This is a genomic window from Anaerococcus senegalensis JC48 (assembly GCF_000321005.1).
Lineage (GTDB): Bacteria > Bacillota > Clostridia > Tissierellales > Peptoniphilaceae > Anaerococcus > Anaerococcus senegalensis.
This window is the reverse complement of record NZ_HE578907.1, coordinates 469,034-493,944: the sequence shown is the minus strand read 5'-3', so window position 1 is coordinate 493,944 and position 24,911 is coordinate 469,034. Positions and strand designations below refer to the sequence as shown.

Genomic DNA, 24,911 nt, shown 5'->3' with positions numbered 1-24,911 from the left:
TTTTTAAATGGCTAAGAAAAAAGAAGGATTTTTTAAATCTATTAGAAGAGAATTCAAAAAAATCACATGGCCAACAAAAAATGAAACTTTAAACTACTCATTACTTGTTATAATTGTCAGTGTGATTACAGGACTTCTCATTTGGTTATTAGACATAGTCTTTGGAAACATGCTTGGATTTTTGATGTAGGTAAGATATGACAGATTTATCTAATAACAATAGTTCAAATGAATTAAACAATACTAAAGAAGAAATTGATTCTAAAGATTCAGAAAAACAACCAAGATGGTATGTAGTTCACACATATACTGGATACGAGAACAGGGTCAAAGATAAGATCCAAATGATGATTGATAATGAACAAAATCCTGATATCATCGATGTAACAGTACCAGAAGAAGAGTATGTTGAAGTAAAAAATGAATCAAAAAAACTTAAAACTAGAAAATTGTTTCCTGGATACGTAATGATTAAAATGAACATTACAAATAGATCTTGGTATATTATAAGAAATACACAAGGTGTAACAGGCTTTGTAGGACCAGATTCTAAACCAGTCCCACTTACAAAAAGAGAGGTTAGAAAATTTGGAATAAAAGAAGACAAGCCTGTATTAAATATTAATATAAATGTTGGAGATAATGTAAATATTATCCAAGGACCATTTAAAGATTTACTTGCAGAAATCAAAGAGATTGATCCAGAAAAACAAACAATTAAAGCTTTAATTGATATGTTTGGAAGAGATACAATTATAGATTTAGGTTTTGAAGATATTGAAACAATTTAAACTGGCTTACGTAAAGTAAGTGGGAGGGGTAACCCGCCAAAAACCACAAAGGAGGATTTAATATGCCAGCAAAAGAAAAAGAAGTACAAGCAAAAGTTAAATTACAAGTACCAGCAGGAAAAGCAACACCAGCACCTCCAGTAGGTACAGCTTTAGGACCACACGGAATCAATATTATGGAATTCGTGCAAGCATTTAATGCAAAAACAGCTGACCAAGCTGGAATGATAATACCGGTTGAAATGACAATTTATAAGGATAGATCATTTGAATTTATCACAAAAACACCACCAGCACCAGTATTAATTAAAAAAGCAATTGGACTTGACAAAGCAAGTGGAGAACCAAACAAAAATAAAGTAGGTTCAATTAAACTTGATCAAGTTAAAGAAATAGCTGAAACTAAAATGCAAGATTTAAATGCTGCAAGCCTAGAAGCTGCAATGAGCATGATAAAAGGTACATGCAGAAGCATGGGAATTACTGTAGAAGAATAAGTGGAAGAGGAAACTCGTTATACCACAAGGAGGCAACATGGCTAAAAAAGGTAAAAAATATATAGAATCAAAAAAATCTTTTGAGATTCAAAAAGAATATGAATTATCAGAAGCATTAGATATAGTTGAAAAAACTGCAAAAGCAAACTTTGACGAAACTGTAGAATTACACGTAAGATTAGGTGTAGATTCTAGACATGCTGACCAACAAGTAAGAGGTACAGTTGTACTTCCACACGGAACTGGTAGAGATGTTAAAGTACTTGCAATTGTAAAAGATGATAAAGTTGAAGAAGCTTTAAATGCAGGTGCAGACTATGCAGGTAGTGAAGAATACACAGATAAAATCCAAAAAGAAAATTGGTTGGACTTTGATGTTATAGTTACAAGCCCTGACATGATGGGTCAAGTAGGAAGACTTGGTAGAGTTTTAGGACCTCAAGGATTAATGCCAAACCCAAAATCTGGTACTGTAACAAATGATATTGCCAATGCAATTAAAGAAGTTAAAGCAGGTAAAGTTGAATATAGAACAGACAAAAATAACCTTGTTCATGTACCAACAGGCAAAGTTTCATTTGGAAAAGAAAAATTATCAGACAATTTAAGTGCCTTAATTACTGCTATTGTAAAGGCAAAACCAGCTTCAGCTAAAGGAAAATATTTAAAATCAATTACTATTGCATCAACAATGGGACCTGGAGTTAAATTATCTCCAGCAAAAGCAATGGACTTAGTTGAAAAATAAAAAAATTTGACAAGTGATATTTAAAGTGATATACTGTCAAAGTCAAATAAATAGGCTACCAAAGACTACGGAGACTTTAGAGTTTAATTATTCCGTATAGGTGGGAATAAGAATCTACATCCCCACCGATGTAGGCATAATTTTATGCCTTATTGTGGGGATTTTTATATACCTACCCAAAGCCATAGGAGGTGAAATATGTCTGAAAAAGCTATACAACAAAAACAAGTAATTGTTAATGAAATAGTTAAAAAAATTGAAAATGCAAAATCAGTAACTCTTGTTGAATTTGATAAAATGGATGTAAAAGAAATTACTGATTTACGTAACAATTTTAGAGATGCAAATACAGAATATAAAGTATACAAAAATACTATGATGAGATTTGCATTCCAACAACTAGGATTTGATCAATTTACTGAAGAGCTAAAAGGTTCTAATGCGCTTATTTTTTCAAACGAAGAAATGGTTGATGGACCAAAAGTAGCTAGAAAATATATTGATGCAGATGATGAAAACAAAGATAAGCTTATTATTAAATCTGGTGTAGTTGATGGAAATTATCAAACTCCAGAGGAAATGTTAGCAATTGCTAAATTACCAGGACAACAAGAACTTGCTTCTATGCTTGTTAATACATTGCAAGCACCAATTAGAAAACTTGCTGGTGATTTATCACAAATCAATGCAAAACTTGTTTATGCACTTGATGCAGTTAGAGAAAAAAAAGAAAACGAAGCAGCTTAATATAAAATTTAATTAAAAATATCGGAGGATTAAAATGTCAGAAAAAGTAACAAACTTATTAGAAGAAATTAAAGAACTTACAGTATTAGAATTATCAGAATTAGTTAAAGCATTAGAAGAAGAATTTGATGTAACAGCTCAAGCTACAGTAGCAGCAGCTCCAGCAGCTGCAGCAGGAGCAGCTGATGCAGGTGCAGCAGAAAAATCAGAATTTGATGTTGTATTAAAATCAGCAGGTGCTTCAAAAATCAACGTAATCAAAGTAGTTAAAGAAGTAACAGGTCTTGGACTTAAAGATGCAAAAGCATTAGTTGACGGAGCTCCAAAAGCTATCAAAGAAGGCGTAGCTAAAGACGAAGCTGAAGAATTAAAATCAAAATTAGAAGAAGCTGGTGCTGAAATAGAATTAGCATAGTTTCTATTTAGAAAGGCTCTTTGGAGCCTTTTTTTTATTATATTTATTGACATATAGAAACTAATAATGTATATTAAATTTGAAAGATTCTAGTTTTGGAAAGAAGATAAAATGAAAGAAATTATAGATTCTCTTGTTAATGTTGACCAGTCTAAAAAATATGAGGTAGAAAAACATATTTTAAAAAAACATGGCATTAGGGTTAGTCATCAAAGAATGATGATTTTGGATTATTTAGTAAATAATAGAAATCATCCCACAGCTGATGATATTTATAAAGATTTAAAATATAAAGATCCTGTTCTTTCTCAAGCAACAATTTATAATACTTTAAATTTATTTGTTAAAAATAATATTATTAGCGAATTAGATTTTAATCAAACTAGAAAAAGATATGATTTTTATCAAAGAAATCATGCACATTTTATATGTGAAAAATGTGGAGATATTTTGGATTTAAATGTTAATATTGAAAATCTAAAGTTAGATGAATTAGAAAATTATAAAATTAATAATATTGATCTTACAATTAGAGGAATTTGTCCTAATTGTAAAGAATAAGAAAAGTGATAAGATAGATTATTCTATTTTATCACTTTTTATTTTATTACTATAAGATAAATTTAAAAATAAAATATACTAAAAAGTAAATTATAATCTGATGACTTAGATAAATTTTTAATGAATTTTGTCCTATAATGGTAAGCCATGTCTTTTTCCCGTAATAATTATAAAAATCATTTCTTATTAGTATTTTTCCTATAATAAAACCACTGATATAAATAAAAAACCATGGTATTATAGGAAAATAATCTGTAGAATGAAATTTTGCTGATGGTAGACCTAATACGAATAAATTTTTTTCATATATTAAAGGATTTATAGGTTTTGTTAATATTTTTTGATTTGGAAGATTGTAAGTTATTACAAATAAAATAATGAATAAGATTAGTAACTTATTATTAATCTTAATAAATCTTTGAATTAATGAGATTAAAATCATTGATAAGCCTAATCCATTTAAAACTCCAAAGATTATCAATTGATCAGGTACAAAAAAATAGGTAATAAGGCTTATGATAATACCTAATATCGATATAAAAACACCTCTTTTTAAATTTTTTTTCCAATTTAAAAAATTAGAAGAGATACCTGAAATAATAAAAAATGATATAGCTATAGATAATTGCCAAATTTTATTAATATAAAAATTATTGTACCAATCAAGTTTATAATATAAGTTTATATCATAACAAAGATGAAATAAAACCATTGATATTATAGTGATTCCTCTGTAGTTGTCTAATATATAATTTCTTTTCATTTTATTCCTTTCTAAAAAAATCTTCTTTCTTATTATTTTACTTTATTTTGCAATATTATATAATATAATTGTTAGAAAAGAGGTAATATGTTAAAGAATAAAAATTATTACGTTGATTGGATATATAGCAGAGGTAATTCTTCTGGTAGAAAGAAAAATTTAAATAACATAAAAGCACTTTTAAATGAATTGGGGAATCCTCAAGATAAAATTAAAGTGATACATATAGCAGGAACAAACGGCAAAGGGTCTACAGCAAATTATATAGCAAATACTTTATCAAAAACTACCAAATGTGGACTTTTTACTTCACCTTTTATGGAAATAATAAATGAAGAAATAAAAATAAATGGAGTGCCGATTAGCGATGAGGACTTTATTTATTATAGCCAGCAAATTAAACCTATATGTAAAAAATTAGATGAAGTTAATCTCATTAATACTTATTTTGATGTAATTACAGCTATAATGTTTAAATATTTTTATGATAAAAATGTTGATGTATGTGTTATTGAAACAGGATTAGGAGGTTTACTAGATTCTACTAATATTGTAAAAAAACCAATAGCAACACTCATTACAACAATTTCAATGGATCACATTAATATATTAGGAAATAATATAGAAGAAATAGCTAAAAACAAAGCAGGAATAATAAAAGAAAATGTACCGGTTTTTATTTATCCTCAAAAAGAATCAGTATATAAAATAATAAAAAAAGAAGCTAGAATTAAAAATGCTTCAATATATAATTTTTCATTTGATGAGGTAAACATTAAATCACAAAATAGTACTTATAATCAATTTGATTTTAAAAATTATTCTAATATTAAAACATCTTTAATTGGAAAAGTTCAAATTTATAATGCTTGTAATGCTATAAATTTATTAGATTATTTCAAAAATGATTTTAAATTAAATGAAAATATTATTAAAGAAGGAATTTGTAATAGTGAAAACCCAGGAAGACTACAGATGATTTTGAAAAAACCTAGAGTATTAGTAGATGGATGCCATAATGAAGAATCTATAGATTCAATGATTGAATCTTTAAAGTGCTTTGAATACGATAGGTTAATTGTTGGATTTTCAGTTCTTAAAGATAAGGATTATAAATATATAATTGAAAAGTTATCAAGCGTTGCAAGTGAAATTTTAGTAACTAGTATAGATAACCCTAGAGCTTTCAAGTCAGAAGAATTAAAAAGTATAGTTGAAGATTATTTTGATAATAAAGTTACAGCAATTGATGATAATATTAAAGCTGTTGAATTTGCAAAATCCAAGGCTAAAGATAATGATTTAGTTTTGTTTTGTGGATCTTTATATTTAATTGGACAAATATTTAAATACAAAAACGAATTATTATAATATCAAGATCCTTAATCTTGGTATTTTTATTATTTATATTTTCATAAACATAAAAAATAAAGAGTTATAAAATATAAAAACTAAATATATTATATAAATATGCAAAATAGAAAAAATAAAGCAATTACTATTGATTAATAACATTAGATAACAATTTTAGCTCAATCTTTTATTTTAAATACTTTAATTTAATAAATAATTGACAAATTAAAGAAAGAAATGTATGCTTGGATTGGAGGTATCGATATGAGTGAATTAAAGAAAAGGAATAAAAAGGAATTTAAATTTCCTTCTGCTTTTACAGTGTTATTTATTGTATTAGTTTTGGCGTCTATTTTAACTTTTATAGTTCCAGCTGGATCTTATGATAGGTTAGAATATAATAAGGAAGAAAATGAATTCCTAAGAACAGGGGTTGATGGAGAAGAAGAAAAACTACCAGCAACCCAAGATGTATTGGATAAGTTGAAGATAACAGTTCCTCTTAAAAAGTTTGTAAATGAGGATATTAAAAAACCTGTTGCAATACCAGGTACTTATCATAAACTTGACCAACAACCACAAGGATTTTTTAAAGTTGCTAGAGCACCAATTGATGGTGTAGCAGATTCTATAGGTATTATTGTATTTGTTTTGATTCTTGGCGGATGTATTGGTATTTTGAATAAAACTGGTACATTTGATGCAGGAATTGCAGCTTTATCAAAGGTAACAAAGGGAAAAGAATTTTTGATGGTTGCAATATTATCTAGTATTGTTGCCTTAGGTGGTACAACTTTTGGTATGGCTGAGGAAACAATAGCGTTTTATCCCATATTAATGCCAATTTTCTTAGCTTCAGGTTTTGATGCTATGGTAACAATTGCAGCAATTTATATGGGTTCATCAATCGGGACAATGTTTTCAACTACTAATGCCTTTTCAGTAGTTGTTGCTTCTAATGCTGCGGGTATTTCTTTTAAAGAAGGAATGGGAATAAGAATTATAAGTTTAGTTTTAGCACAAGCTATTTCACTTTGGTATATATATAGATATTCAAAAAAGGTGAAAAAAGATGCATCAAATTCAATTATAGCTGAAGAAATGCCTAGAATTAAAGATCAATATTTAAAAGATTATGATCCTGAAAACGTAGAACCATTTAATTTTAGAAGAATAGCAATGCTTATTGTGTTCATGTTAGCATTTCCAATTATGATTTATGGAGTTATGAACCTTGAATGGTGGTTCGAAGAGATGTCTACTTTATTTTTAGTAGTTGGAATTTTACTAATAATTTTATCAGGACTTCCAGAACAAGAAGCTGTAGGATCATTTTTAGATGGTGCTGCTGATCTAGTTTCTGTTGCATTGATTATAGGTGTTGCTAGAGGGATAAATATTATATTAGATGATGGAATGATTTCAGATACAATGCTTTATGGTGCATCAAATATTATCAGCGGAATAAATGGTGTATTATTCTCATCTGTTCAAATGATTCTATTCTCATTCTTGGGAATTTTTATACCTTCATCATCAGGACTTGCTACTTTATCAATGCCAATTATTGCACCGCTAGCAGATACAGTTTCTCTTGGAAGAGATGTTGTTGTTTCAGCTTATAATTTTGGACAAGGTTGGATGGCAATAATTGCACCAACAGGATTGATTTTGGCAACTCTAGAAATGGTAGATGTTTCATATAATAAATGGATTAAATTTATAGCGCCATTGATGGGAATATTGTTGATTTTAGCTATAGTAATGTTAGGATTACAAACTGTACTTTAGAATGGAGACTTTATGTTAGATTATTTTTTAAAATATGTCAAATATGATACTCAAAGTGATGATAAAAATGAATCATGTCCATCAACACCAGGACAAATGAAACTTGCAAAAGTTATTGTTGAGGATTTAAAAGAAATAGGAATTGAAAATGCTCATGTGGATGAAAATGGATATGTTTATGCATCAATAGAAGGAACAGTAAAAAATGTTCCTACAATTGGTTTTATTTCTCATATGGATACAGCTTTAGAGATTACAGGAAAAAATGTTAATCCACAAATTATTGATTCATATAAAGGTGGAGATATTGTATTAAATGAAAAATATAAATTAAGCGAAGAAGAATATCCATTTTTAAAAGAATTAGTAGGACATAAATTAGTTACAACAGATGGAACAACTTTGCTTGGAGCAGATGATAAAGCTGGTATAGCTATAATTATGGAAATAGCTAAATTTTTCACAGAAAATAGAGATTTAAATTTTGGTGATATAAAAATAGGATTTACTCCTGATGAAGAAATTGGTAGGGGAGCAGACTTATTTGATGTAGAAAAATTTGGCGCTGATTTTGCCTATACAATAGATGGTGGACCTGTTGCAGAATTAGAATATGAAAACTTTAACGCTGCAACTGCTAAGATTCATATTGAAGGAAAATCTGTTCATCCAGGTTCTGCAAAAAATGTCTTGATAAATGCTCTTATAGTTGGACAAGAATTAAACTCAATGCTACCTGTAAATCAAAGACCAGAATATTCAGAAGGTTATGAAGGATTTTTCATGTTAGATGAAATTTATGGTACATCTGCTGAAGTTGATATTGTGTATTTGATAAGAGATTTTTATAAAGAATCATTCAATTATAAGAAAGAATATTTAGAAAAAACAGTTAATTTCCTAAACGATAAGTATGGAAAAATTATTGATTTAAAAATTGAAGATTCATACTATAATATGAAAGAAAAAGTAGAACCTTGCATAGAAATAGTTGATCTTGCAAAAGAATCTATAAAAAAAGCAGACATGGATCCAATAGTAAAACCTGTAAGAGGAGGAACTGACGGAGCTAGTTTATCCTATAAAGGTCTTCCTACACCTAATTTATTTACAGGAGGATATAATTTCCATGGCAGATACGAATTATTATCTGTTGATATTATGGAAAAATCATACGAAGTTTTGAAAAATATTGTTCAATTGAATGCAAAGGAGGAGAAATAATGGAAAATTTACAACCACAAAGAGTTTTTTACTACTTTTCAAAATTAATGGAAATTCCTAGACCAAGTTTTCATGAAAAAGAAGTTTCTGATTTCTTAGTAAAAACTGGAAAGGAATTAAACTTAGAAACATATCAAGATGAAAGCCTAAATGTAGTTATAAAAAGAAATGCATCAAAAGGATATGAAGATGCACCTAAAGTTGTAATTCAAGGTCATATGGATATTGTAGCATCAAAAACTGATGATTCAAATCATGACTTTTTAAAAGATCCAATAATTCCTGTAATAGATGGTAATTATCTAACTGCAAAAGATACTACACTTGGAGCAGACAACGGAATAGCAGTAGCTATGGGGCTTGCATTATTGGAAGATGAAAATTATGTAGGACCTCAATTAGAACTCTTAGTTACAACTGAAGAAGAAACTTCAATGGCTGGAGCATTAAATTTAGCAAGTGATGTTTTAGAAGGTGAATATTTAATAAATTTAGATTCTGAAGAAGAAGGAATATTAACAGTAGGATCTGCTGGTGGAATTACTTTTTTTGTAGATGAAAAGATAGGGGATCAAGAAGAAAAAGACGGTTTTGAAATTAAAGTTTCTGGTCTACTTGGTGGTCACTCTGGAATGGATATCAATGATAATAGAGGAAACTCAATTAAAGTATTAGCTCAAATATTAGAAAATGTTAAATCAGAAATTACAATTGGAGAATTTAACGCTGGAAGCCTTGATAACATAATTCCATCATCAGCAAGTTTAAAAATATTTGGATCAAACCTAGAAGAATTAGAATGTGCTAAAGAAAAAGCTATAGAAGAATTTGAAGATGTGAAAGGTGAATTAAAAATAGATATAAATGAAGCATCTGGAAAAAGCTATCCAAAAGATTTATCAGAAAAAATTATAAAAATGATAATAGAAATTCCATCTGGTAAAAATTCAATGATGAAAGACGGAATTACAGTAGAATCTTCAGATAACTTAGCTTTAGTAAAAGAAGAAGATGGATCAGTAAAAAGTGAAATTTCATTAAGATCTTCAGATAATGATGTGTTAGATGAATTATCAAAAGAAATAAAAACAATTCTTGAAAATCTAGGAATAAACTATAAGATAGATTCTATTTATCCAGGATGGGAATATAGAGAAGATTCAAAATTAAGACCTCTTGCTCAAGAAATTTATAAAAAATTAGAAGGCAAGGAATTTGAAACTATTGTTATTCATGCTGGATTAGAGTGTGGAGCATTATATGAAAAATATCCAAATATGGATATAATTTCAATAGGTCCAAATATCACAGGAGCTCATTCTCCAGATGAAAAAGTAGAAATAGAATCAGTACAAAGAGTTTATGAATATGTACAAGAATTATTAAAAGAAATTAAATAAGATATAAAAAATACTTTAAAAAAAGATGATGTTAGAAATAGATAAAACTATTTTACATCATCTTTTTTATATCTTAAAATTAAAAGTAATTATAAATATATATTTAAATAAGTAAGTTTGATATATTGGAATCATTAAAAATATATTCTAAAAATTTTGTAACACCAATTTGCTAATCATTGAATTAGATAAAATTATAATATTTATTATTTAATATTATGATAAAAATAGAGACTCTTACTGTCCCTCCACAAATGCGAAAGGTAGTAAAGTCTCTATTTAACAATATATTACTACAATTTTATAAAATTTAAACAAATCTATACATTTAGATTATTAATAGCGATATAATTTTATAAAATTATATTTTTATAAGGAATAAATAAAAAAATTTAACGTATAAAGACACTTGGAATAGAAATAAAAAACTATTTTGAGTGTCTTTTTTTATATTAAAAATAATATTATGAAATAACTTTTAAAATTTATATTATCAATTTGTTATCAGAAAAAAATAAAACCTTGAAAAATCAAGGTTTATAATATGTATGGTGGAGATGACGGGAGACAGAAAGACGGTTTACTATAATTTACAACGTTGAAAATTCAACATCTTTATTTTTTAATCTCCCTTAAAATCCACTATTTTTATATAGTTTTTAAATTTTTAGTACCTTTTTAGTACCTTTTTTTATAGTTTTTCATTATTCATTACATCAATTAATTTACTTTCAGCAATAGGGAAAAAGTGGCTATAAGTATCAAGGGTGATTGATGTGTTTTTGTGTCCAAGTCTTTTGGAGATTAAGACAATATTGATATTGTGATTTATCAAATAACTAGCGTGAGAGTGTCTCAATCCGTGAACGTGTATTCTTTTGATCAATGGCTTTTTATCTTCATGACTTTTATTATATTCTTTAATTTCTTGATTGGCTTTTTCTACACCTTGTTTTATACCATTTTCAACATATCTTTTTTCCCATTGGAAAACTCTATCTTCTTTGTTGATGTTGTAGCAATGATTTTTATAATCTCCAAGAATTTCAAGCGTCGTATTAGGTAGGCTTATTTTACGACTTTCATAAGTTTTCGTTTGTGTAACTACATCCTTACCCTTTAATCTTTGAAGAGATCTATCAATCAATATAGTTTTGTTTTCAAAGTCTATTTTTTCCCATGTTAGGGCGTCAAGTTCGCCTTTTCTCATACCCGTAAAATAAAGCAAATTTAAAGCTGTTTTTGATTTTATATTGTCTATTTGATTATATACTTGTCTGAATTCTTCAAACGTCCAATATCGCATTTTAGGGGGTATATAGTTAGGATTTTTTGCAAGCTTCACCATGTGTATGGGATTTTTAGGCAATCCGTAAAATCTAACTGCATGATTTAAAAGTATTGAAAATTCTGTTTGCAATGCTTTTATATATCCATTAGAGTGGTCAAGGCTAATAAGTTTATTTTGCCAAGCTTTAATATCTCTTGGAGATATTTCATTCAAAGGCATATCGGGAAAAGTCTCTATAATTTTTTTATATCTTGAACCTTTAGTTCTTATACTGTTTTGTCTTAATTGTGGAAATTGGTCAGTTTCATATAGATTTATAAAGCTAGATAACAACATAGTAGGTTGACCTTGACGTTTTAAAAGATATTCTCTTTCATATTCTAAAGCTTGTTTTTTTGTATCAAAACCCATTTTCTTTTTTTGTCTTTTATTTCCGTTCCCGTCTTGGTAATAAAATTTACACAACCATTTTCCACTATCTTTGTCTTTATATGCTGGCATGGTTATTCGTCTAGTAAGTTTTCAAGGTCGTTTATAATCTGATTTGCTTGTTCTTTTTCAGTGTTATATTCATAAGGGTGCATTATAGTTGATATTAAACTAATTGTAGCCTCATAGACTTCATCTGTAGAATTTTCTAAAAAATTAATTTTCATATTTTTTTCTTTGTTTTCTAAAATAAAATCAATATAGCTATAATTCTTATGTTCAGTTTCTGAAAAAGTTAAGTAATAAATGTTACCAAAAATTTCAGTTTTACATTTTATTAATTTTTCTTTCTTTATATCCCATTTTATTCTGTTTCTTCTTGTTAAACCAGTTAATAGTTTTACAATCCTTAGCCTTTCGCTTCTAAAATTTGTAAAACCATTTTTAGATTTTAAGTCTACAACAGAAACTCTTAAAATATCAGCTATTTTTTCTAAACTTTCAATTGATGGATTTGAAATACCGTTTTCTATTTGAGATATAAAAGTTATAGATAAATTGGTATTTTCTGCTACTTGTTTTTGTGTCAGTCCTCTCATAATTCTAAATGATTTTATATTTTCACCGATTGTATTATTCATGTTTATTCTCCTTATTGAAATTATAACAGAATAAAATTTTAACTTCAACACAAAAGCCTTGACAAAGTAAAAAAAAAGTATTACAGTGAAATTAAAGTGAAGTGAATACTAAAATTTATAATTAAGGGGGTAAAGAATGAATTTAAACAAGTCCTATATTAAATTATGTATGACTGAAAAGAATTTGAACAATGGAACGTTAGCCGAATTGATGGGAGTATCCCGTCAATGGTTAGGGGTGATTTTACAACGTGGTTATGCTAAACCTAATATAATTAATAAACTGGCTAAAGCACTTGAAGTTGAAGTTGAAAATATTGTAAAAATGGAGGACTAAAAAATGTTATTAGACTTTAAACAAGTAATGAAACTATTAAACGTTAATAGATCAAAAGCCTATAAGTGTATGAGAGAATTAAACGCCGAATTACAAAAGGACGGATATTTAACAATTAATGGCAGAATACCTGCCGACTATTTAATCAAAAGATATAATTTAAGTCTTGATGATTTGGAGATAGTAAAAAAAGAATTTTAATAGTTGAAACAATCTCCAAATATTTGAATTTAAACAAATGTTATATTGACAACCAAGTGGCAACCATATGGCAACCAAGTGGCAACCAGATGACAACCAAGTGGCGACCAGATGACAACCAAGTGGCGACCAGATGACAACCAAGTGGCGACCAGAAAGAAAGGGGGAAAAGTGGCAAATAGACGAATGTTTTCAAAAGAATTAATACAATCAGACAAGTTTTTTTCTATGAGTATTAAGTCTCAATTATTATATTTTCATATTGGCTTATTAGTTGATGATGACGGATTTTCCAACAATTACAGAATGTATATGAATGTAATAAACGCCGATGAAGAAAACTTATACGAGCTACAAAAACTAGGATATATTTATGTTTTTGAAAGTGGCGTACTAGTTGTTAGAGATTTTTTACAGTCAAACCAATTAAGAAAGGACAGATACAATGAAACTATTTATAAAGATGAATTATCTCTTATAAACGTTAGAAATAAGCGATATTACATTAATGAAAAAAATATGGCAACCATTTGGCAACCAGATGGCAACCAAGTGGCAACCGATGGTTTACCATTGGTTAACACAGATAAGATAAGATTAGATAAGATTAGTTTAGATAAGAAGAGTTCAGATAAGGATAGTCGTGATGTCGAGGTCAAAGATGAAAATCACGAATTTAAAAATAATTCTGAAAATGAAGATGAAGAAATCAAAAATAATAATTCAAATAAATTAAGTAAAGAATCTTTAGAAAAAATATTGGATAAATGGAATAACCTTGATGTGAATATACCAAAAGTTCAAGCTTTAAATAGCAATACACAAAGGTATCAAATGTTAAGGGCAAGGATAAATGAACATGGCTTGGAGAAAGTTCTAGAGGCTATTGATAAGATAAAAGACAGTAATTTTTTAAAAGGCTATGTAAATGACTTTAGAATCACGATTGATTGGTTTGTGAAACCTACTAATTTTATCAAAGTATTAGAGGGCAATTATTCTGATAAGGTATCAGAACAAGACGAATATATAAATAATTTTACGAAAGGATTAGGCTGGTAAATGAAAAAACCTATGGAAGATTACAATACAAACGAGAAAGGATATTCAAAGTTAGGTGAAGAACGATATAAACAAAGATGTAGAGATTTACAAAAACGAATCAATGAAACATCTAAAAGTTATTATAAGAAAAAGGGTGAGGGTGATTATTCATCTTTACCAGAAAATGCTAAGAAATATGAGTTTTCCGACTTGATAGAAAATAAAGATAACATCAAGATGATTAGAGACTTATCACAATACGTTAAAAACTATAAAAGAACTAGAAAGGGCATTGGCTTAATTGGTGAAACGGGAATAGGGAAAACAACTCTTATTGGGATAACTTGTAAAAAGATAGTCAAAAATTATAATAAAACCTTATATTTTTCAAGTGAAATGGGAATGGTTGACGAGATAACAAAAGCTTTTGATACCAAATCTCCAGAAAGACCCGAAGATATTATAAAAAAAATAGGCTCTCATGATTTAGTATTTATAGACGAGCTAGGAGATACAGACAATAAATGGAGCGTAGGTGCAATTAAAAGGGTTATTGATGAAACTATGAATCGAGGTAATAGGCTTTTTATAACATCAAATTACAATGCAAAACAATTGATTAAAAGATGGGGTGGCTCTAATGAGAATAAAACTCCTCAACAAATATTGGATAGAATGAACGGAGCTATGAACCTTTACCAATTAAATGGTGATAGTTTTAGGAAAAAATTATAAAAAATGGCTTTACCAAAAACGGTAAAGCCTAAACATTAAACAAGTAATATATACAATCATGTATATTATAACTTATTCAACGAAAAATTAAAAGATTAAAAATTAAAATAAATAAGATTGGAGATATAAGAAAATGGACACAACAAAATATAATCACAACGCTTTAAGAAACAATATAGACACTTTAGGTATGGACGTATTAGCCTTGAAAGATTTGCTATATTTTAAAGGCACGGTTGAAGAGAGTGATCAAGTAATTGTAGATAAAGATAGAATGAAAGGCTTTGATTATATTGTAAATATAACCGTTGATAGAATAAAAGACGAGGTAGACGATTTAGAAACTATTATTTATGATTTGGTAAGAAGTCAAAAAAACGCGACTGACAAAATAGAAGTAGAAAATAAAAATCAAGCTATCAATGAGGGCATACAATAGGCGAAATGATTCACAGAATAAGACTAGAATTAAAAATATAGGTATAGACATATATTTATATAACTAACATATAAAAAAGCCTTAAAACGTAAAATAGAGAGCAAAATATGATGAGGTTAAAATGAAAAATGAATTGACTATAAAAGATTTTTTTAAAGATAACGAATTTAAGTCGGTTAGGATTATGACAGATAAAGATGGCGAACCTTGGTTCGTTGGTAAAGATGTTTCAAAAGTTTTGGGATATAAAGAAACTGCCAACATGAGAAAACTTTTAAATAAGAAAAACTATATGGAGATTGACCCACAAAATATTGATTATACTAGGTTCGTCCGTTTAGCTACACCAGTTGAACCTAATAAAAATATTAGAAGAATGTTATTGATAAATGAAAGTGGACTTTATGAGGCGATATTTGGGTCAAACCAAGAAAACGCAAAAAGATTTAAACGTTGGGTTACTCATGAAGTGCTACCGTCAATTAGAAAATATGGGGGGTATGTAACTGACCAAAAGGCAAAAGAAATGATTGATGACCCCGATAAGATTATTGAAATAGCTAAGAAAATGATAAGAGATTATGAACGTATATAAGTATTGATTTTACTAGGTTCGTCCATCTAGCGACCCCGTGTTATTGATTTGATATTAAATTATTATTATAAGTTAGGAGCGTAAAAAAATAATGGAAAATAAAATGACTGAAAGGGAAAAACAAGCCTTTATTTATGGCTACAATGAAGCTTTTGATGATATGTTTTCATCATTGGAATATTTAAAACGACAAAATTACAAAGAATATAAAGACGATAAACCAAACAAAAATATCAATATGTTTATCGATTATTTAAGAGCTGTTAGGGATATTTCAACAAGTGGCATAGAGCTAGCGATGGACAACCTTAAAAATTCAAAGAAAAATAAAGCTTAAATAGGGGAGATAATGGAGAAAGAAAAAACTATAAAACTTGATGAAGAAAAAAGAATTATAGACAAAACTTTTATACAATTACAAAATATTGATTTAATGCTCAAAGGCTATTATTTCACTAAAAGAGCATTAGGCTTTGATTGTTTTACTTATACAAACACTATAATCGAAAGCTTGGAGATTTTGCACAATATGATTATTAAAAATCATGAGTTATTGAGTGAAAGGATAATAAATAAGCTTGTAGATTGGGAAAATTTAATAAAGTATGGCTATATATTTGATGAACTAGACGGGTCAATTTATGACGATGTAGAACTAACAACATTAAACACAATTATTGAACGTGTAGAGCAAATTCAAAAGCTTTCAATTGTTTTATATAACATTGATTGGCTGATAGAAGACGAGAAAACAAAAAATAATATTGGCTATGATTATATAGTCAATGTGATCTATTTTATTTTACAAGATACAAATTATTTATTTTCAGATTTAAAAAACGGAGTGAATAATTTAGGCGACTTTCTAAATTTTGAGAAAAAACCTAAAAGAGTATTAGAAGAATTATAAACAATCTCCAAAGTTGAAAATAAATATGATCTAAATAAAAGCTTTATAGCTTGGGAGTAAAAAAAGAATGAATACAGATAAAGAAAAATATTTAAAACAAGAAAACAAACAACTTGAATTATCAAAACTTGACGGGATAGAAGATTATAATGCTAACTATATGGCAGGATATAGGCACGGTTACGAAAGGGCATATAATGACGTTTTATCAAAGGTTGAGAGTATATCAAGAGCTATTGAAGTGATAGATATTCAAAAGGAACTTTCTTTAATTGAAAATGACACACTAAACAATGAAGAAAAAATGAATTTTTATTTTAAAGCCTATAATAAAAGCTACAATGAAAAAGAAGAAAAGGACACAAACACATTTAATAAAACACTAAAAGCATATCAAGATGTTTTGAAATCATCAGACGAAACAAAAGAACGTATTGAAAAACTTGAAACCAGTTTTATAAAACAAGGTTACAAAAATGATTTTATATACTTGCCCTATTTATTAGATATAGACGAAACGGGCATAACTGCAAAAGAGATTATAAACATAATCATTAAGCAAAAGATTACAAGTGAGTATATAGACTTATTGATAAAAGATGAAAAGGCAACGTATGGGCAATATGCAGAATTGGGAGAAAAAGAAGAAGAAAAAATATCTGATAAAATTTGTAATGAAGTATATAAGTATAAAGACGACTTTGAAAGTTTATTACAAGATGAACTAATAAAGATATATAAAAGTCGTTTGCAATCTCCAAAGATGAAATAAGAATAATATTTTTATGGACTAGCTTTTATTGGCTAGTCTATTTTTATTGTATATATCAGATTGGAGATAGTAAAGGTATTTAGATAGGCAAAATAATTCATATTATAAAGCCTATTCAATTTGTTTTATGTTGGGTATATAAATATATGACTTAATATCTTGAAAGCCTTAAAACTCAAATTATGACTTCTTATAATCTCTAATATATTTATACCGATTAAACCTGAAAAAACCTGAAACAAAAAAGGTTGATAAAGGTGGAAAATATTTATATATAAAACCTTACAAAACCTGTTATAAAAGCTTATGTTGATAAAACAATAACAAAGTACTAACAAAACATAACATAAAAAGCTATGCTAACAAATGCTAACATTTTACTAACATTTCATAACCTTAAAAACCTGAACAAATCTCAATATATCATCATAAAAAATAATGGAAAATATAGGACAGAAAACCTGTTAAAACTTGTTATTAAAACCTACATAAACCTACACTATTACAAAAATGTTGGAAAATGTGAGTGTAAAAGCCTATGCTGATAAAAAAATAACATATATACTTATACCGAGTAAAAACCTAGAAAATCCTAGTATTTAAAAGCTTATGTTGACAATAGATTGAAATATTGTTGGAAAATGTTGGAAACATTTTATATATATAAAAAAATACTACTAAGAAAACCTAAATTTATATCTATAAAATGTTAGTAGATTATTAGTATAAAATTAAACACTTTAAAATATCAATTAAAGTCAATTTTTGAGGGGGTATTAAAACAGATATATCGTTGAAATATAAACGCTCGTCAATGATTTAAGATTTTAGAAATTGGCATAACTTGATTATATAAAATTGTTAGAAATTGTTAGTATAAAACTCTAAGATGTTAAATTAAAGACGAACTCATATTTTTATTTTAACTTTAAAAGAAATAATAATAATATAATATATCTTTACAAATCATATAATAATGATATAATACAATTAAGAGGTGATAATATGGCACAAATAAATTTAAGAGTAGATGACGAAGTAAAGAAACAAGCTGAAATAGTATGTAATGATATAGGCATTTCTTTATCAAGTGCTATAAACATTTATTTAAAAAAATTAGGTAGGGAATATAAAATCCCGTTTGAGGTATCAGCAGACCCATTTTATAATAAAAATAATATTGCATACCTTGAAGAAAAATTCAACGAGTACAAAAAAGGTAATATGAAACTTGTTGAAAATGAGATTATTGAAGATGAAAATTAATAGTTTGAAATGGGATTTTGATGCTTGGAACGATTATTTATATTGGCAAAAAGCAGATAAAAAGAACTTTAAAAGAATTAATCAATTAATCAAAGATACAAAAAGAAATCCATTTGAGGGGATAGGAAAACCCGAGCCTTTAAAAGAAAATTTAAAAGGCTTATGGAGTAGGAGAATAGACAAAGAACATAGGTTGGTTTATTTCATTGACGGTGATAGCCTTGTAATTCTCCAATGTAAAGGGCATTATAATTAATAAAATACTGGTATAAAGTAAATGTATGTTTACTATTTTTTTAAAGCACGCTATTAAAGGCGTGTTTTTTGTTTGAAGATATTTAAATAAAAAATAGAGGTACTAACTCACTCCCCCACAAATGTGGAAGGTGGAAAGTACCTCCATATAAAATATTATACTATAATTTTATTAATTATAAATACATGAATTAGTCAAATTTTGAATTGAAAAATGCTAAGGTTTACTAAGATTTTCTAAAATATAAATGTGTCAGCTTTGACTGATTTAATTTTTCTATTAGAGATCAAAAAATATATTAGATCTTATGACTGATATAAAACATCGGAGATTTTAATCTATATCTTAAAAATTAATTTCCAATCGCTTGGAAGTATTAAAAATAATTAATAATTTAAGCGTACAGACGATTTATAATATAAACCAATATATTTATATGGCTTAAATACTAAAATCGCTTAAAACTCAAAATAGAGCCTTGTAACATACCAAAAAATTTTAAGGAAAGGAAAAAAACTCTATAATGAAAACCTTTATAGATTAGAGGTGATAATTCATCAAATAAAAAAAAGAGTACTCTTGTACCCTTTCAATTAAACACCCTTATTTTACGCCACGGGATATTAGAATCTTTAAACTTTGATTTATACTTTTGATTTGCTAATAGTACGTTATTCAAGTTCGCTATATCCCTATCTCTATTTCTAATTAATATGTTTGTTTTAGCTTGTTTTAATGATGTATCAATCAATATAAAATCTACATCATAATTTTTAAAAGCTTGTAATTCCTCATCAGTAGGAAAACAAGTAATATGGCATACTTTATCATTATATTTTAATAATTTCAAAGTAAGATTTATTTGATCCTTTTTCTTAGAAAATTCAGGCATAAAATCAAGGTCAGTAACAGTTTTATAATGTTTATTTGCGTAAGTAGTTTTACCAGAACCGATAAAACCACATACAAAAATGATTTTTTTTACATAATTTTTCATATTGTTTTTTTAATTAACAAACTTCTTTATTACTTCATGTGTATATTTGTACAGTGATGGGGGAACTCCGATCGAGCTTGGAGGGAGGGGGGGTATTCCCCCTCAACATCAAAAAAATTTTTTTTAAAAATATTTTTATGAAATTTCTATACAATTATTCGTTTTAAATTAATTTTTATTAATTATTTTTTTATTTAATAATTACCGAACAAACTCAAAGAAAGATGTTTCAATGTATCGTTAGCTATGTTATATAAATTAGCCTTGCTATAATGATATCTATCCTTTAAAGCTTGTATCTTATTATTTTTATAAGGCATTCCATAGATCACTAATGTTATATCTTTATAGGCTTCACTTATGTTATTAAAGGCACAATCAATCTCTTCAATAATACTTTCATTCTCTTTGATGTTAGTCCTCAACATATCTATTTCATCACCAATACTTGATGGGTCATTATCTCCAATCAACTCATTATGTGAATTGTCATTATCAAAAGCTAATGTTTTATTATTAATTAATTCATTAATTCTTTCATCAGCCCACATAATAAAACCTTGGGCATAGATATATCCTTTCAGTTTATACTTAACTAAATTTGAATAAAATTTTTGCATGTATTACTTATTAAAATTCATATTTTCTTAACCAATCTCTAACATCTGGATCATTATATAGTTTGTTATAATCGTCCCTACTTTTATTATGATAAATTACTTCATCTTTTTCCTCAATATCGTCTGAAATTTTTTTAAAAAGTTTATTTAAATTACTTTGGGACATTTCTTCAATATTGTTGTTATCTAACTTATGAACGAATTTTCTAAGTTCATCCTCTTCTAATTTTCCTGTTGCTACTGATGCGATAGTTTCTAAATTGTCATTAATAGATTTTAATAATTCACTATCATTATCATAATCATTTACCAAGTTAAATGAACCATTGTTTTCTTTCATTTGTCTTCTCCCTTTTCTTTCATGTAACGATTTCTATAATATGAAGTTTCAACAATATTTTTCAAAAAGAATCTTGTTTGGTCATCGAGCTCATTAGATATATTTCTTTCAGTCCAGTAACCCTTATCAGTTTTAGTTTCATTTCTATAAATATCTCCAATAAGATCAGTCGACTTATTAACTACGCTCCAAACATCAGAATTTAAACTATCTACAGTTTTACATAAATTCAAAACTTCTTTTTCCTTGTTTTTTAAATAAGAAGTAGTTTCATCAATAACACTTTTTTCATAAGCTTTAATATCAAACTTTTTAGCTTTTAAGTTAGACTTTAAAACTTTTAGATCATTAATTTCTTTTTGCTTTTTCTCAATTTCCCTATTAATATCAAGATAACTGTCAATATCATCAGGATTACTTAATCTTTTTTTAAGCTTATTAATTTCAATGGTATTATCATCAATCTTATCTTCAATATCTCCAATTTGCTTATCACGATTACTAATAAAATTATCATAATCATTTTCTAACTTTTTCACACTATCTAACATTATGTTTTTAATGCTCCTTTCATAATAAAATAACCCGTTTTTACTAACATAATTATAACACTATAAGCGATAAAATTATAATAAAAAATGATTTAATTAATGTATATCATAAAATGTAAAGACAATGTAATTTCATACTTTTAAAAATGTATGATAATATATAATAAATGTATTGCAAAAAATAAAAATATAAGTTAAAATAAATCACGAAAGGAAAAAAATAATGGGACTAGATAAAGTAAAAAAAGGACGTCCACCAATGAAAGCAAACGAAAAGAAAAGACATATCTATAGCATAAGAATAGATGAAAAATTAGATAAAGAAATAAAAAAAATTGCTAAATTGGAAAAAATAACAAAAACCGAACTAATAAGAAAAGCTGTAAAAGAATATATTGAAAAAAACAATATATAAAATATTTCTTCAAAAGAAATAAAAATTTATACCCGAACAAATAACCAACCAACCAAATTCAAAATAAAATAAGAGGTATAAAATGGAAATTACAGAAAAAACAATATTTCAAACAATAGACCAAATAAAAGAAATATACATAAATGGCATAGAAAACTATGGTGCTGAACTACTAAATAAAGGCATTAGATTAGAAAAATCAGAAAATAAACGTGAAGTCGTAATGTGTGAGGGTACACCAACAATAAGAATAGGAGTAAGCCCAATAAGAGTATATTTAAAAATAGAATTATTTGGAAATATCTCCATAACTAACTTATTAATCACAAAAGCAAAAGACCATTATAGCGAAATAAGAAAAATGATAATGGAAAATGAAATGAATATGAGAGAAGAAAAACTATTGGAGATCTAAAATGTACGTTGATCAAAAAGAAATATTTAAAATAATAGACGACTTCAAAGAAATTTATTTAAAAGAAATAAGAAATCAAGGAAAAGATATATTGCTATATGGAAGTAAAAGAGAAAAAACATCAAAAGGCTATGAAATAACTCTATGTGAGGGATTTCCAACGGTGAAAATAGGCACAACAAAAATAGGCGTTTATCTAAAAATACAATTTTATAATAATATATCAATAACCGATATAATGTATAGTCAGGCTTGTAGTCATACCTTAAAATTATTAAAAGCAATAAATGAAGATGTAATAGAGTATGGACAAGAAAGGTGAGAGGCTATGGAAATAAATACAATGAAAAGTGATTTTTATAAAATAAGCTTTCTTGATATATTTGACGGTATAGATTTCTTAATAAAAGCTGATAGAGATATTAAAAATATATTAAAAGGTGATATAGTATTTTTTAAAAAAACAAATAAATTAGATAGTGAAATAATAGCATTAGTAAAAAATGATAAAGCACTTATAATCTCCAAAGAAGATTATCAAAATGAAAAAAATAATAGGAGAAATAAAGGGTGTATATCATAAAATAAAATAGCGATAAAAAGATTAGGCATAGGAATATGCTTAATTTTTTTACATAAAAAAAGACTCCTAAATATAAATTTAGAAGTCATAAAAATATAAAAATAAGAGGAATAATGTTTCTCATAAAATATTATACTTTAAAAAATAAAAAGCATAAATAAGGAGCGTAATTTAATACTAATATTATATATTTCAAAATCTTAAAATCAACAAAAACCAAAATATAAAAGAAATAGTAAAACAATCTCCAAAATCATATAAAAAATATTAAAGATCACATCAATAATCACATACAAAAATAAAAACATTGAAATATCAATAAAATAAATTAACAATCTAATTCACAAGAAAAATAGACTTCATAAAATGCGATATAAGGCAAGTTAAAAATCAAGACATATAATTGTATAGGTAAAATAATGATAAATATGTAAAAATAAAGCTTTGAACGTATAATCAATAAATAAATACCCCCGTTTTTACTAAAAACTATAATAACCTAAAAATACAATTGTTAGGGGGTGCAAATTGTCTACTTATGGAGATAATGAAAAATTATTAAGTGAGTATCAGGAAACAAAAGATATAGAATTAAGAAACCGAATAGCTCTAAAAAATTATAATTTAATATACATAGGCATAAGACCTTATTATATAGCAGAAATACACGATAAAGAAGAACTAGAACAAGAGGGATTTATAGCCTTATTGAAAGCAGTTGAAAACTTTAATATAGAAAAAGGGTACTCATTTTCAACCTATGCGATTTCTTATATAAAATCAATAACACGATATAGACTTGATTATAATACTGATACAAGCCTTGACGAATTTTTAAAGTCAATGGAAGATGAAGATGAAAAAGTAACTAGACTTGATTTACTAGAAGATGAAAAAGCAGATGTATTCAAAGAATGTGAAAATAAAGATATAATTTCAAATATTAAAATTTTACTCAATGATGAAGAAATAGAACTTATAAAACTAGCCTATATCTATGATTTATCATATAGAGAAATAGAAAAGAAAATAGGCTTATCAAAAACTCAAATTGGACGTAATTTGCAAAACATAAAAATAAAGATAAAGAGCTGTAGACAATTCAAAGAATATAAAGAGCAATATTATCAAGAAAATGAAATAAGTTATCTAAAAGCTACTAATTACTCATTGGATAAAACAACAAAAGCAAATAATAAAGATCCTCAAATATGGGCGACATTATTTGCAAGAGAAAAAAGAGAAAAAAAGTGTATGAAAAACTTTATGAAAGATTTTAAAAAAGAAATAAGGGCAGGATATAAAAATAAACCTTAAATAATCTCCAAATTTTAAAATTAATAAATGAGTATGAAAATAAGGCTCTTTTATTTGAGATATAAGCGATTTTATATTTATGCTAATACAATTCTATTATTAGAGAAATTAAAATGTATATAGTTAAAATGATGAAGAATTTAAGGTATAAAAAAAGTCAATCAATCTACAATTGAAAAAACTCCAAAAAATAATAGTTGAAACTAAAAATCTAATGTGTATAATATAGTCATATAGATATATAAATTATTTTTAACCAAAGGACGGCATAACAAATTGTCGTTTTTTGCTTTTACAATATCAAATAAATAAATTTGATTTTAAAGGTAAAAGATAATATAATGTACATGAGAAAAGAAAGTTGTTCAATGAACACGCAAAAAGACGAGAGACACGAACTCCCGTCTTTTTTGTTTAGGCTAATTATCGTTATTGTTATAGTGGCAATCTAACCATTTGATGATATA

Annotated in this window: 34 protein-coding genes; 27 read left to right on the top strand and 7 right to left on the bottom strand. The window is 26.9% G+C overall.

Annotation, left to right across the window (positions count from 1 at the left end; genetic code table 11):
- Window positions 1–7: 7 nt before the first annotated feature.
- The 7 genes from secE to ASHG_RS02520 all read left to right on the top strand — a co-directional run bounded on the left by secE (window position 8) and on the right by ASHG_RS02520 (window position 3,759).
- Window positions 8–190 carry a preprotein translocase subunit SecE gene (gene secE / locus ASHG_RS02550; protein ID WP_004813575.1) on the top strand — a complete coding sequence of 61 codons (183 nt, stop codon included), beginning with the start codon at window positions 8–10 and terminating at the stop codon, window positions 188–190.
- 7 nt (window positions 191–197) lie between these two features.
- The gene (nusG, locus tag ASHG_RS02545) at window positions 198–791 is read left to right on the top strand and encodes a transcription termination/antitermination protein NusG (RefSeq protein ID WP_040397332.1); all 594 of its coding nucleotides are present in this window, start codon (window positions 198–200) and stop codon (window positions 789–791) included.
- A gap of 62 nt (window positions 792–853) precedes the next feature.
- On the top strand, window positions 854–1,288 hold the full coding sequence (rplK, locus tag ASHG_RS02540; protein WP_040397331.1) for a 50S ribosomal protein L11: 435 nt from the start codon (window positions 854–856) through the stop codon (window positions 1,286–1,288).
- Between the two features lie 37 nt (window positions 1,289–1,325).
- Complete coding sequence (gene rplA / locus ASHG_RS02535; RefSeq protein ID WP_040397330.1) at window positions 1,326–2,036, top strand: 50S ribosomal protein L1; 711 nt, start codon at window positions 1,326–1,328, stop codon at window positions 2,034–2,036.
- 198 nt (window positions 2,037–2,234) lie between these two features.
- Window positions 2,235–2,783 carry a 50S ribosomal protein L10 gene (gene rplJ / locus ASHG_RS02530; RefSeq protein ID WP_040397325.1) on the top strand — a complete coding sequence of 183 codons (549 nt, stop codon included), beginning with the start codon at window positions 2,235–2,237 and terminating at the stop codon, window positions 2,781–2,783.
- A 34-nt stretch (window positions 2,784–2,817) separates the two neighbouring features.
- A complete protein-coding gene (gene rplL, locus ASHG_RS02525) occupies window positions 2,818–3,198 on the top strand; it encodes a 50S ribosomal protein L7/L12 (RefSeq protein ID WP_040397324.1) in 381 nt (126 codons plus the stop codon).
- Window positions 3,199–3,309: 111 nt separating this feature from the next.
- Window positions 3,310–3,759, top strand: a complete 450-nt coding sequence (locus ASHG_RS02520; RefSeq protein ID WP_040397322.1) for a Fur family transcriptional regulator — start codon at window positions 3,310–3,312, stop codon at window positions 3,757–3,759.
- 49 nt (window positions 3,760–3,808) lie between these two features.
- Here the strand turns inward: ASHG_RS02520 and ASHG_RS02515 are convergent, their stop codons facing one another.
- Window positions 3,809–4,522 (bottom strand): heparan-alpha-glucosaminide N-acetyltransferase domain-containing protein, encoded by a 714-nt coding sequence (locus tag ASHG_RS02515; RefSeq protein ID WP_040397320.1) that lies wholly within the window; start codon window positions 4,520–4,522, stop codon window positions 3,809–3,811.
- Window positions 4,523–4,609: 87 nt separating this feature from the next.
- Here ASHG_RS02515 and ASHG_RS02510 point away from each other — a divergent pair, with 87 nt between their 5' ends.
- From ASHG_RS02510 to pepD, 4 genes are all read left to right on the top strand, one after another.
- Window positions 4,610–5,893, top strand: coding sequence for a bifunctional folylpolyglutamate synthase/dihydrofolate synthase (locus ASHG_RS02510; RefSeq protein ID WP_040397319.1), 1,284 nt, complete (start codon window positions 4,610–4,612; stop codon window positions 5,891–5,893).
- A gap of 246 nt (window positions 5,894–6,139) precedes the next feature.
- A complete protein-coding gene (locus ASHG_RS02505) occupies window positions 6,140–7,666 on the top strand; it encodes a YfcC family protein (protein ID WP_040397318.1) in 1,527 nt (508 codons plus the stop codon).
- Window positions 7,667–7,678: 12 nt separating this feature from the next.
- On the top strand, window positions 7,679–8,890 hold the full coding sequence (gene pepT, locus ASHG_RS02500; RefSeq protein ID WP_040397317.1) for a peptidase T: 1,212 nt from the start codon (window positions 7,679–7,681) through the stop codon (window positions 8,888–8,890).
- Window positions 8,890–10,290 carry a beta-Ala-His dipeptidase gene (gene pepD, locus ASHG_RS02495; protein WP_040397316.1) on the top strand — a complete coding sequence of 467 codons (1,401 nt, stop codon included), beginning with the start codon at window positions 8,890–8,892 and terminating at the stop codon, window positions 10,288–10,290. The genes pepT and pepD overlap by 1 nt, the downstream gene beginning before the upstream one ends.
- Window positions 10,291–10,981: 691 nt before the next feature.
- Here the strand turns inward: pepD and ASHG_RS02490 are convergent.
- Entirely contained in the window at window positions 10,982–12,082 is a 1,101-nt protein-coding gene (locus ASHG_RS02490; protein ID WP_040397314.1) for a site-specific integrase, read from the bottom strand.
- 2 nt (window positions 12,083–12,084) lie between these two features.
- The gene (locus ASHG_RS08710) at window positions 12,085–12,651 is read right to left on the bottom strand and encodes a helix-turn-helix domain-containing protein (RefSeq protein WP_051145864.1); all 567 of its coding nucleotides are present in this window, start codon (window positions 12,649–12,651) and stop codon (window positions 12,085–12,087) included.
- Between the two features lie 136 nt (window positions 12,652–12,787).
- On the opposite strand from ASHG_RS08710, the gene ASHG_RS02480 reads away from it, so the two are divergent.
- The 11 genes from ASHG_RS02480 to ASHG_RS02425 all read left to right on the top strand — a co-directional run bounded on the left by ASHG_RS02480 (window position 12,788) and on the right by ASHG_RS02425 (window position 19,206).
- Window positions 12,788–12,988, top strand: a complete 201-nt coding sequence (locus ASHG_RS02480; RefSeq protein ID WP_040397312.1) for a helix-turn-helix domain-containing protein — start codon at window positions 12,788–12,790, stop codon at window positions 12,986–12,988.
- A 3-nt stretch (window positions 12,989–12,991) separates the two neighbouring features.
- Window positions 12,992–13,189 (top strand): hypothetical protein, encoded by a 198-nt coding sequence (locus ASHG_RS02475; protein WP_040397310.1) that lies wholly within the window; start codon window positions 12,992–12,994, stop codon window positions 13,187–13,189.
- Window positions 13,190–13,360: 171 nt separating this feature from the next.
- On the top strand, window positions 13,361–14,251 hold the full coding sequence (locus ASHG_RS08705; RefSeq protein ID WP_148334110.1) for a hypothetical protein: 891 nt from the start codon (window positions 13,361–13,363) through the stop codon (window positions 14,249–14,251).
- Window positions 14,252–14,968 carry an ATP-binding protein gene (locus ASHG_RS02460; RefSeq protein WP_040397309.1) on the top strand — a complete coding sequence of 239 codons (717 nt, stop codon included), beginning with the start codon at window positions 14,252–14,254 and terminating at the stop codon, window positions 14,966–14,968.
- A gap of 133 nt (window positions 14,969–15,101) precedes the next feature.
- A complete protein-coding gene (locus ASHG_RS02455) occupies window positions 15,102–15,407 on the top strand; it encodes a hypothetical protein (RefSeq protein ID WP_040397307.1) in 306 nt (101 codons plus the stop codon).
- A gap of 121 nt (window positions 15,408–15,528) precedes the next feature.
- Window positions 15,529–16,002 carry a BRO-N domain-containing protein gene (locus tag ASHG_RS02450; RefSeq protein ID WP_051145862.1) on the top strand — a complete coding sequence of 158 codons (474 nt, stop codon included), beginning with the start codon at window positions 15,529–15,531 and terminating at the stop codon, window positions 16,000–16,002.
- A 91-nt stretch (window positions 16,003–16,093) separates the two neighbouring features.
- The gene (locus ASHG_RS02445) at window positions 16,094–16,339 is read left to right on the top strand and encodes a hypothetical protein (protein ID WP_040397304.1); all 246 of its coding nucleotides are present in this window, start codon (window positions 16,094–16,096) and stop codon (window positions 16,337–16,339) included.
- A 12-nt stretch (window positions 16,340–16,351) separates the two neighbouring features.
- Entirely contained in the window at window positions 16,352–16,912 is a 561-nt protein-coding gene (locus ASHG_RS02440; protein WP_040397302.1) for a hypothetical protein, read from the top strand.
- A gap of 67 nt (window positions 16,913–16,979) precedes the next feature.
- Window positions 16,980–17,684, top strand: a complete 705-nt coding sequence (locus ASHG_RS02435) for a hypothetical protein (RefSeq protein ID WP_040397301.1) — start codon at window positions 16,980–16,982, stop codon at window positions 17,682–17,684.
- Window positions 17,685–18,689: 1,005 nt separating this feature from the next.
- A complete protein-coding gene (locus ASHG_RS02430) occupies window positions 18,690–18,950 on the top strand; it encodes a type II toxin-antitoxin system RelB/DinJ family antitoxin (protein WP_040397299.1) in 261 nt (86 codons plus the stop codon).
- Entirely contained in the window at window positions 18,940–19,206 is a 267-nt protein-coding gene (locus ASHG_RS02425) for a Txe/YoeB family addiction module toxin (protein WP_040397297.1), read from the top strand. Before ASHG_RS02430 ends, ASHG_RS02425 begins: the two co-directional genes overlap by 11 nt.
- Before the next feature lie 589 nt (window positions 19,207–19,795).
- Here the strand turns inward: ASHG_RS02425 and ASHG_RS02420 are convergent.
- The 4 genes from ASHG_RS02420 to ASHG_RS02405 all read right to left on the bottom strand — a co-directional run bounded on the left by ASHG_RS02420 (window position 19,796) and on the right by ASHG_RS02405 (window position 21,714).
- A complete protein-coding gene (locus ASHG_RS02420) occupies window positions 19,796–20,203 on the bottom strand; it encodes a hypothetical protein (protein WP_040397296.1) in 408 nt (135 codons plus the stop codon).
- 194 nt (window positions 20,204–20,397) lie between these two features.
- On the bottom strand, window positions 20,398–20,754 hold the full coding sequence (locus ASHG_RS02415; RefSeq protein WP_244264232.1) for a hypothetical protein: 357 nt from the start codon (window positions 20,752–20,754) through the stop codon (window positions 20,398–20,400).
- A gap of 79 nt (window positions 20,755–20,833) precedes the next feature.
- Window positions 20,834–21,163 (bottom strand): hypothetical protein, encoded by a 330-nt coding sequence (locus ASHG_RS02410; RefSeq protein ID WP_040397294.1) that lies wholly within the window; start codon window positions 21,161–21,163, stop codon window positions 20,834–20,836.
- The gene (locus tag ASHG_RS02405; RefSeq protein ID WP_040397293.1) at window positions 21,160–21,714 is read right to left on the bottom strand and encodes a hypothetical protein; all 555 of its coding nucleotides are present in this window, start codon (window positions 21,712–21,714) and stop codon (window positions 21,160–21,162) included. Before ASHG_RS02405 ends, ASHG_RS02410 begins: the two co-directional genes overlap by 4 nt.
- A gap of 223 nt (window positions 21,715–21,937) precedes the next feature.
- Here ASHG_RS02405 and ASHG_RS02400 point away from each other — a divergent pair, with 223 nt between their 5' ends.
- From ASHG_RS02400 to ASHG_RS08700, 5 genes are all read left to right on the top strand, one after another.
- Window positions 21,938–22,129 (top strand): ribbon-helix-helix domain-containing protein, encoded by a 192-nt coding sequence (locus ASHG_RS02400; protein ID WP_040397291.1) that lies wholly within the window; start codon window positions 21,938–21,940, stop codon window positions 22,127–22,129.
- Between the two features lie 82 nt (window positions 22,130–22,211).
- Window positions 22,212–22,544 (top strand): hypothetical protein, encoded by a 333-nt coding sequence (locus tag ASHG_RS02395; protein WP_040397290.1) that lies wholly within the window; start codon window positions 22,212–22,214, stop codon window positions 22,542–22,544.
- A 1-nt stretch (window position 22,545) separates the two neighbouring features.
- Complete coding sequence (locus ASHG_RS02390; RefSeq protein ID WP_040397288.1) at window positions 22,546–22,866, top strand: hypothetical protein; 321 nt, start codon at window positions 22,546–22,548, stop codon at window positions 22,864–22,866.
- A 6-nt stretch (window positions 22,867–22,872) separates the two neighbouring features.
- Window positions 22,873–23,127, top strand: coding sequence for a hypothetical protein (locus ASHG_RS02385; RefSeq protein WP_040397286.1), 255 nt, complete (start codon window positions 22,873–22,875; stop codon window positions 23,125–23,127).
- A 528-nt stretch (window positions 23,128–23,655) separates the two neighbouring features.
- Entirely contained in the window at window positions 23,656–24,444 is a 789-nt protein-coding gene (locus ASHG_RS08700; RefSeq protein WP_051145861.1) for a sigma-70 family RNA polymerase sigma factor, read from the top strand.
- The last annotated feature ends 467 nt before the right edge of the window (window positions 24,445–24,911 follow it).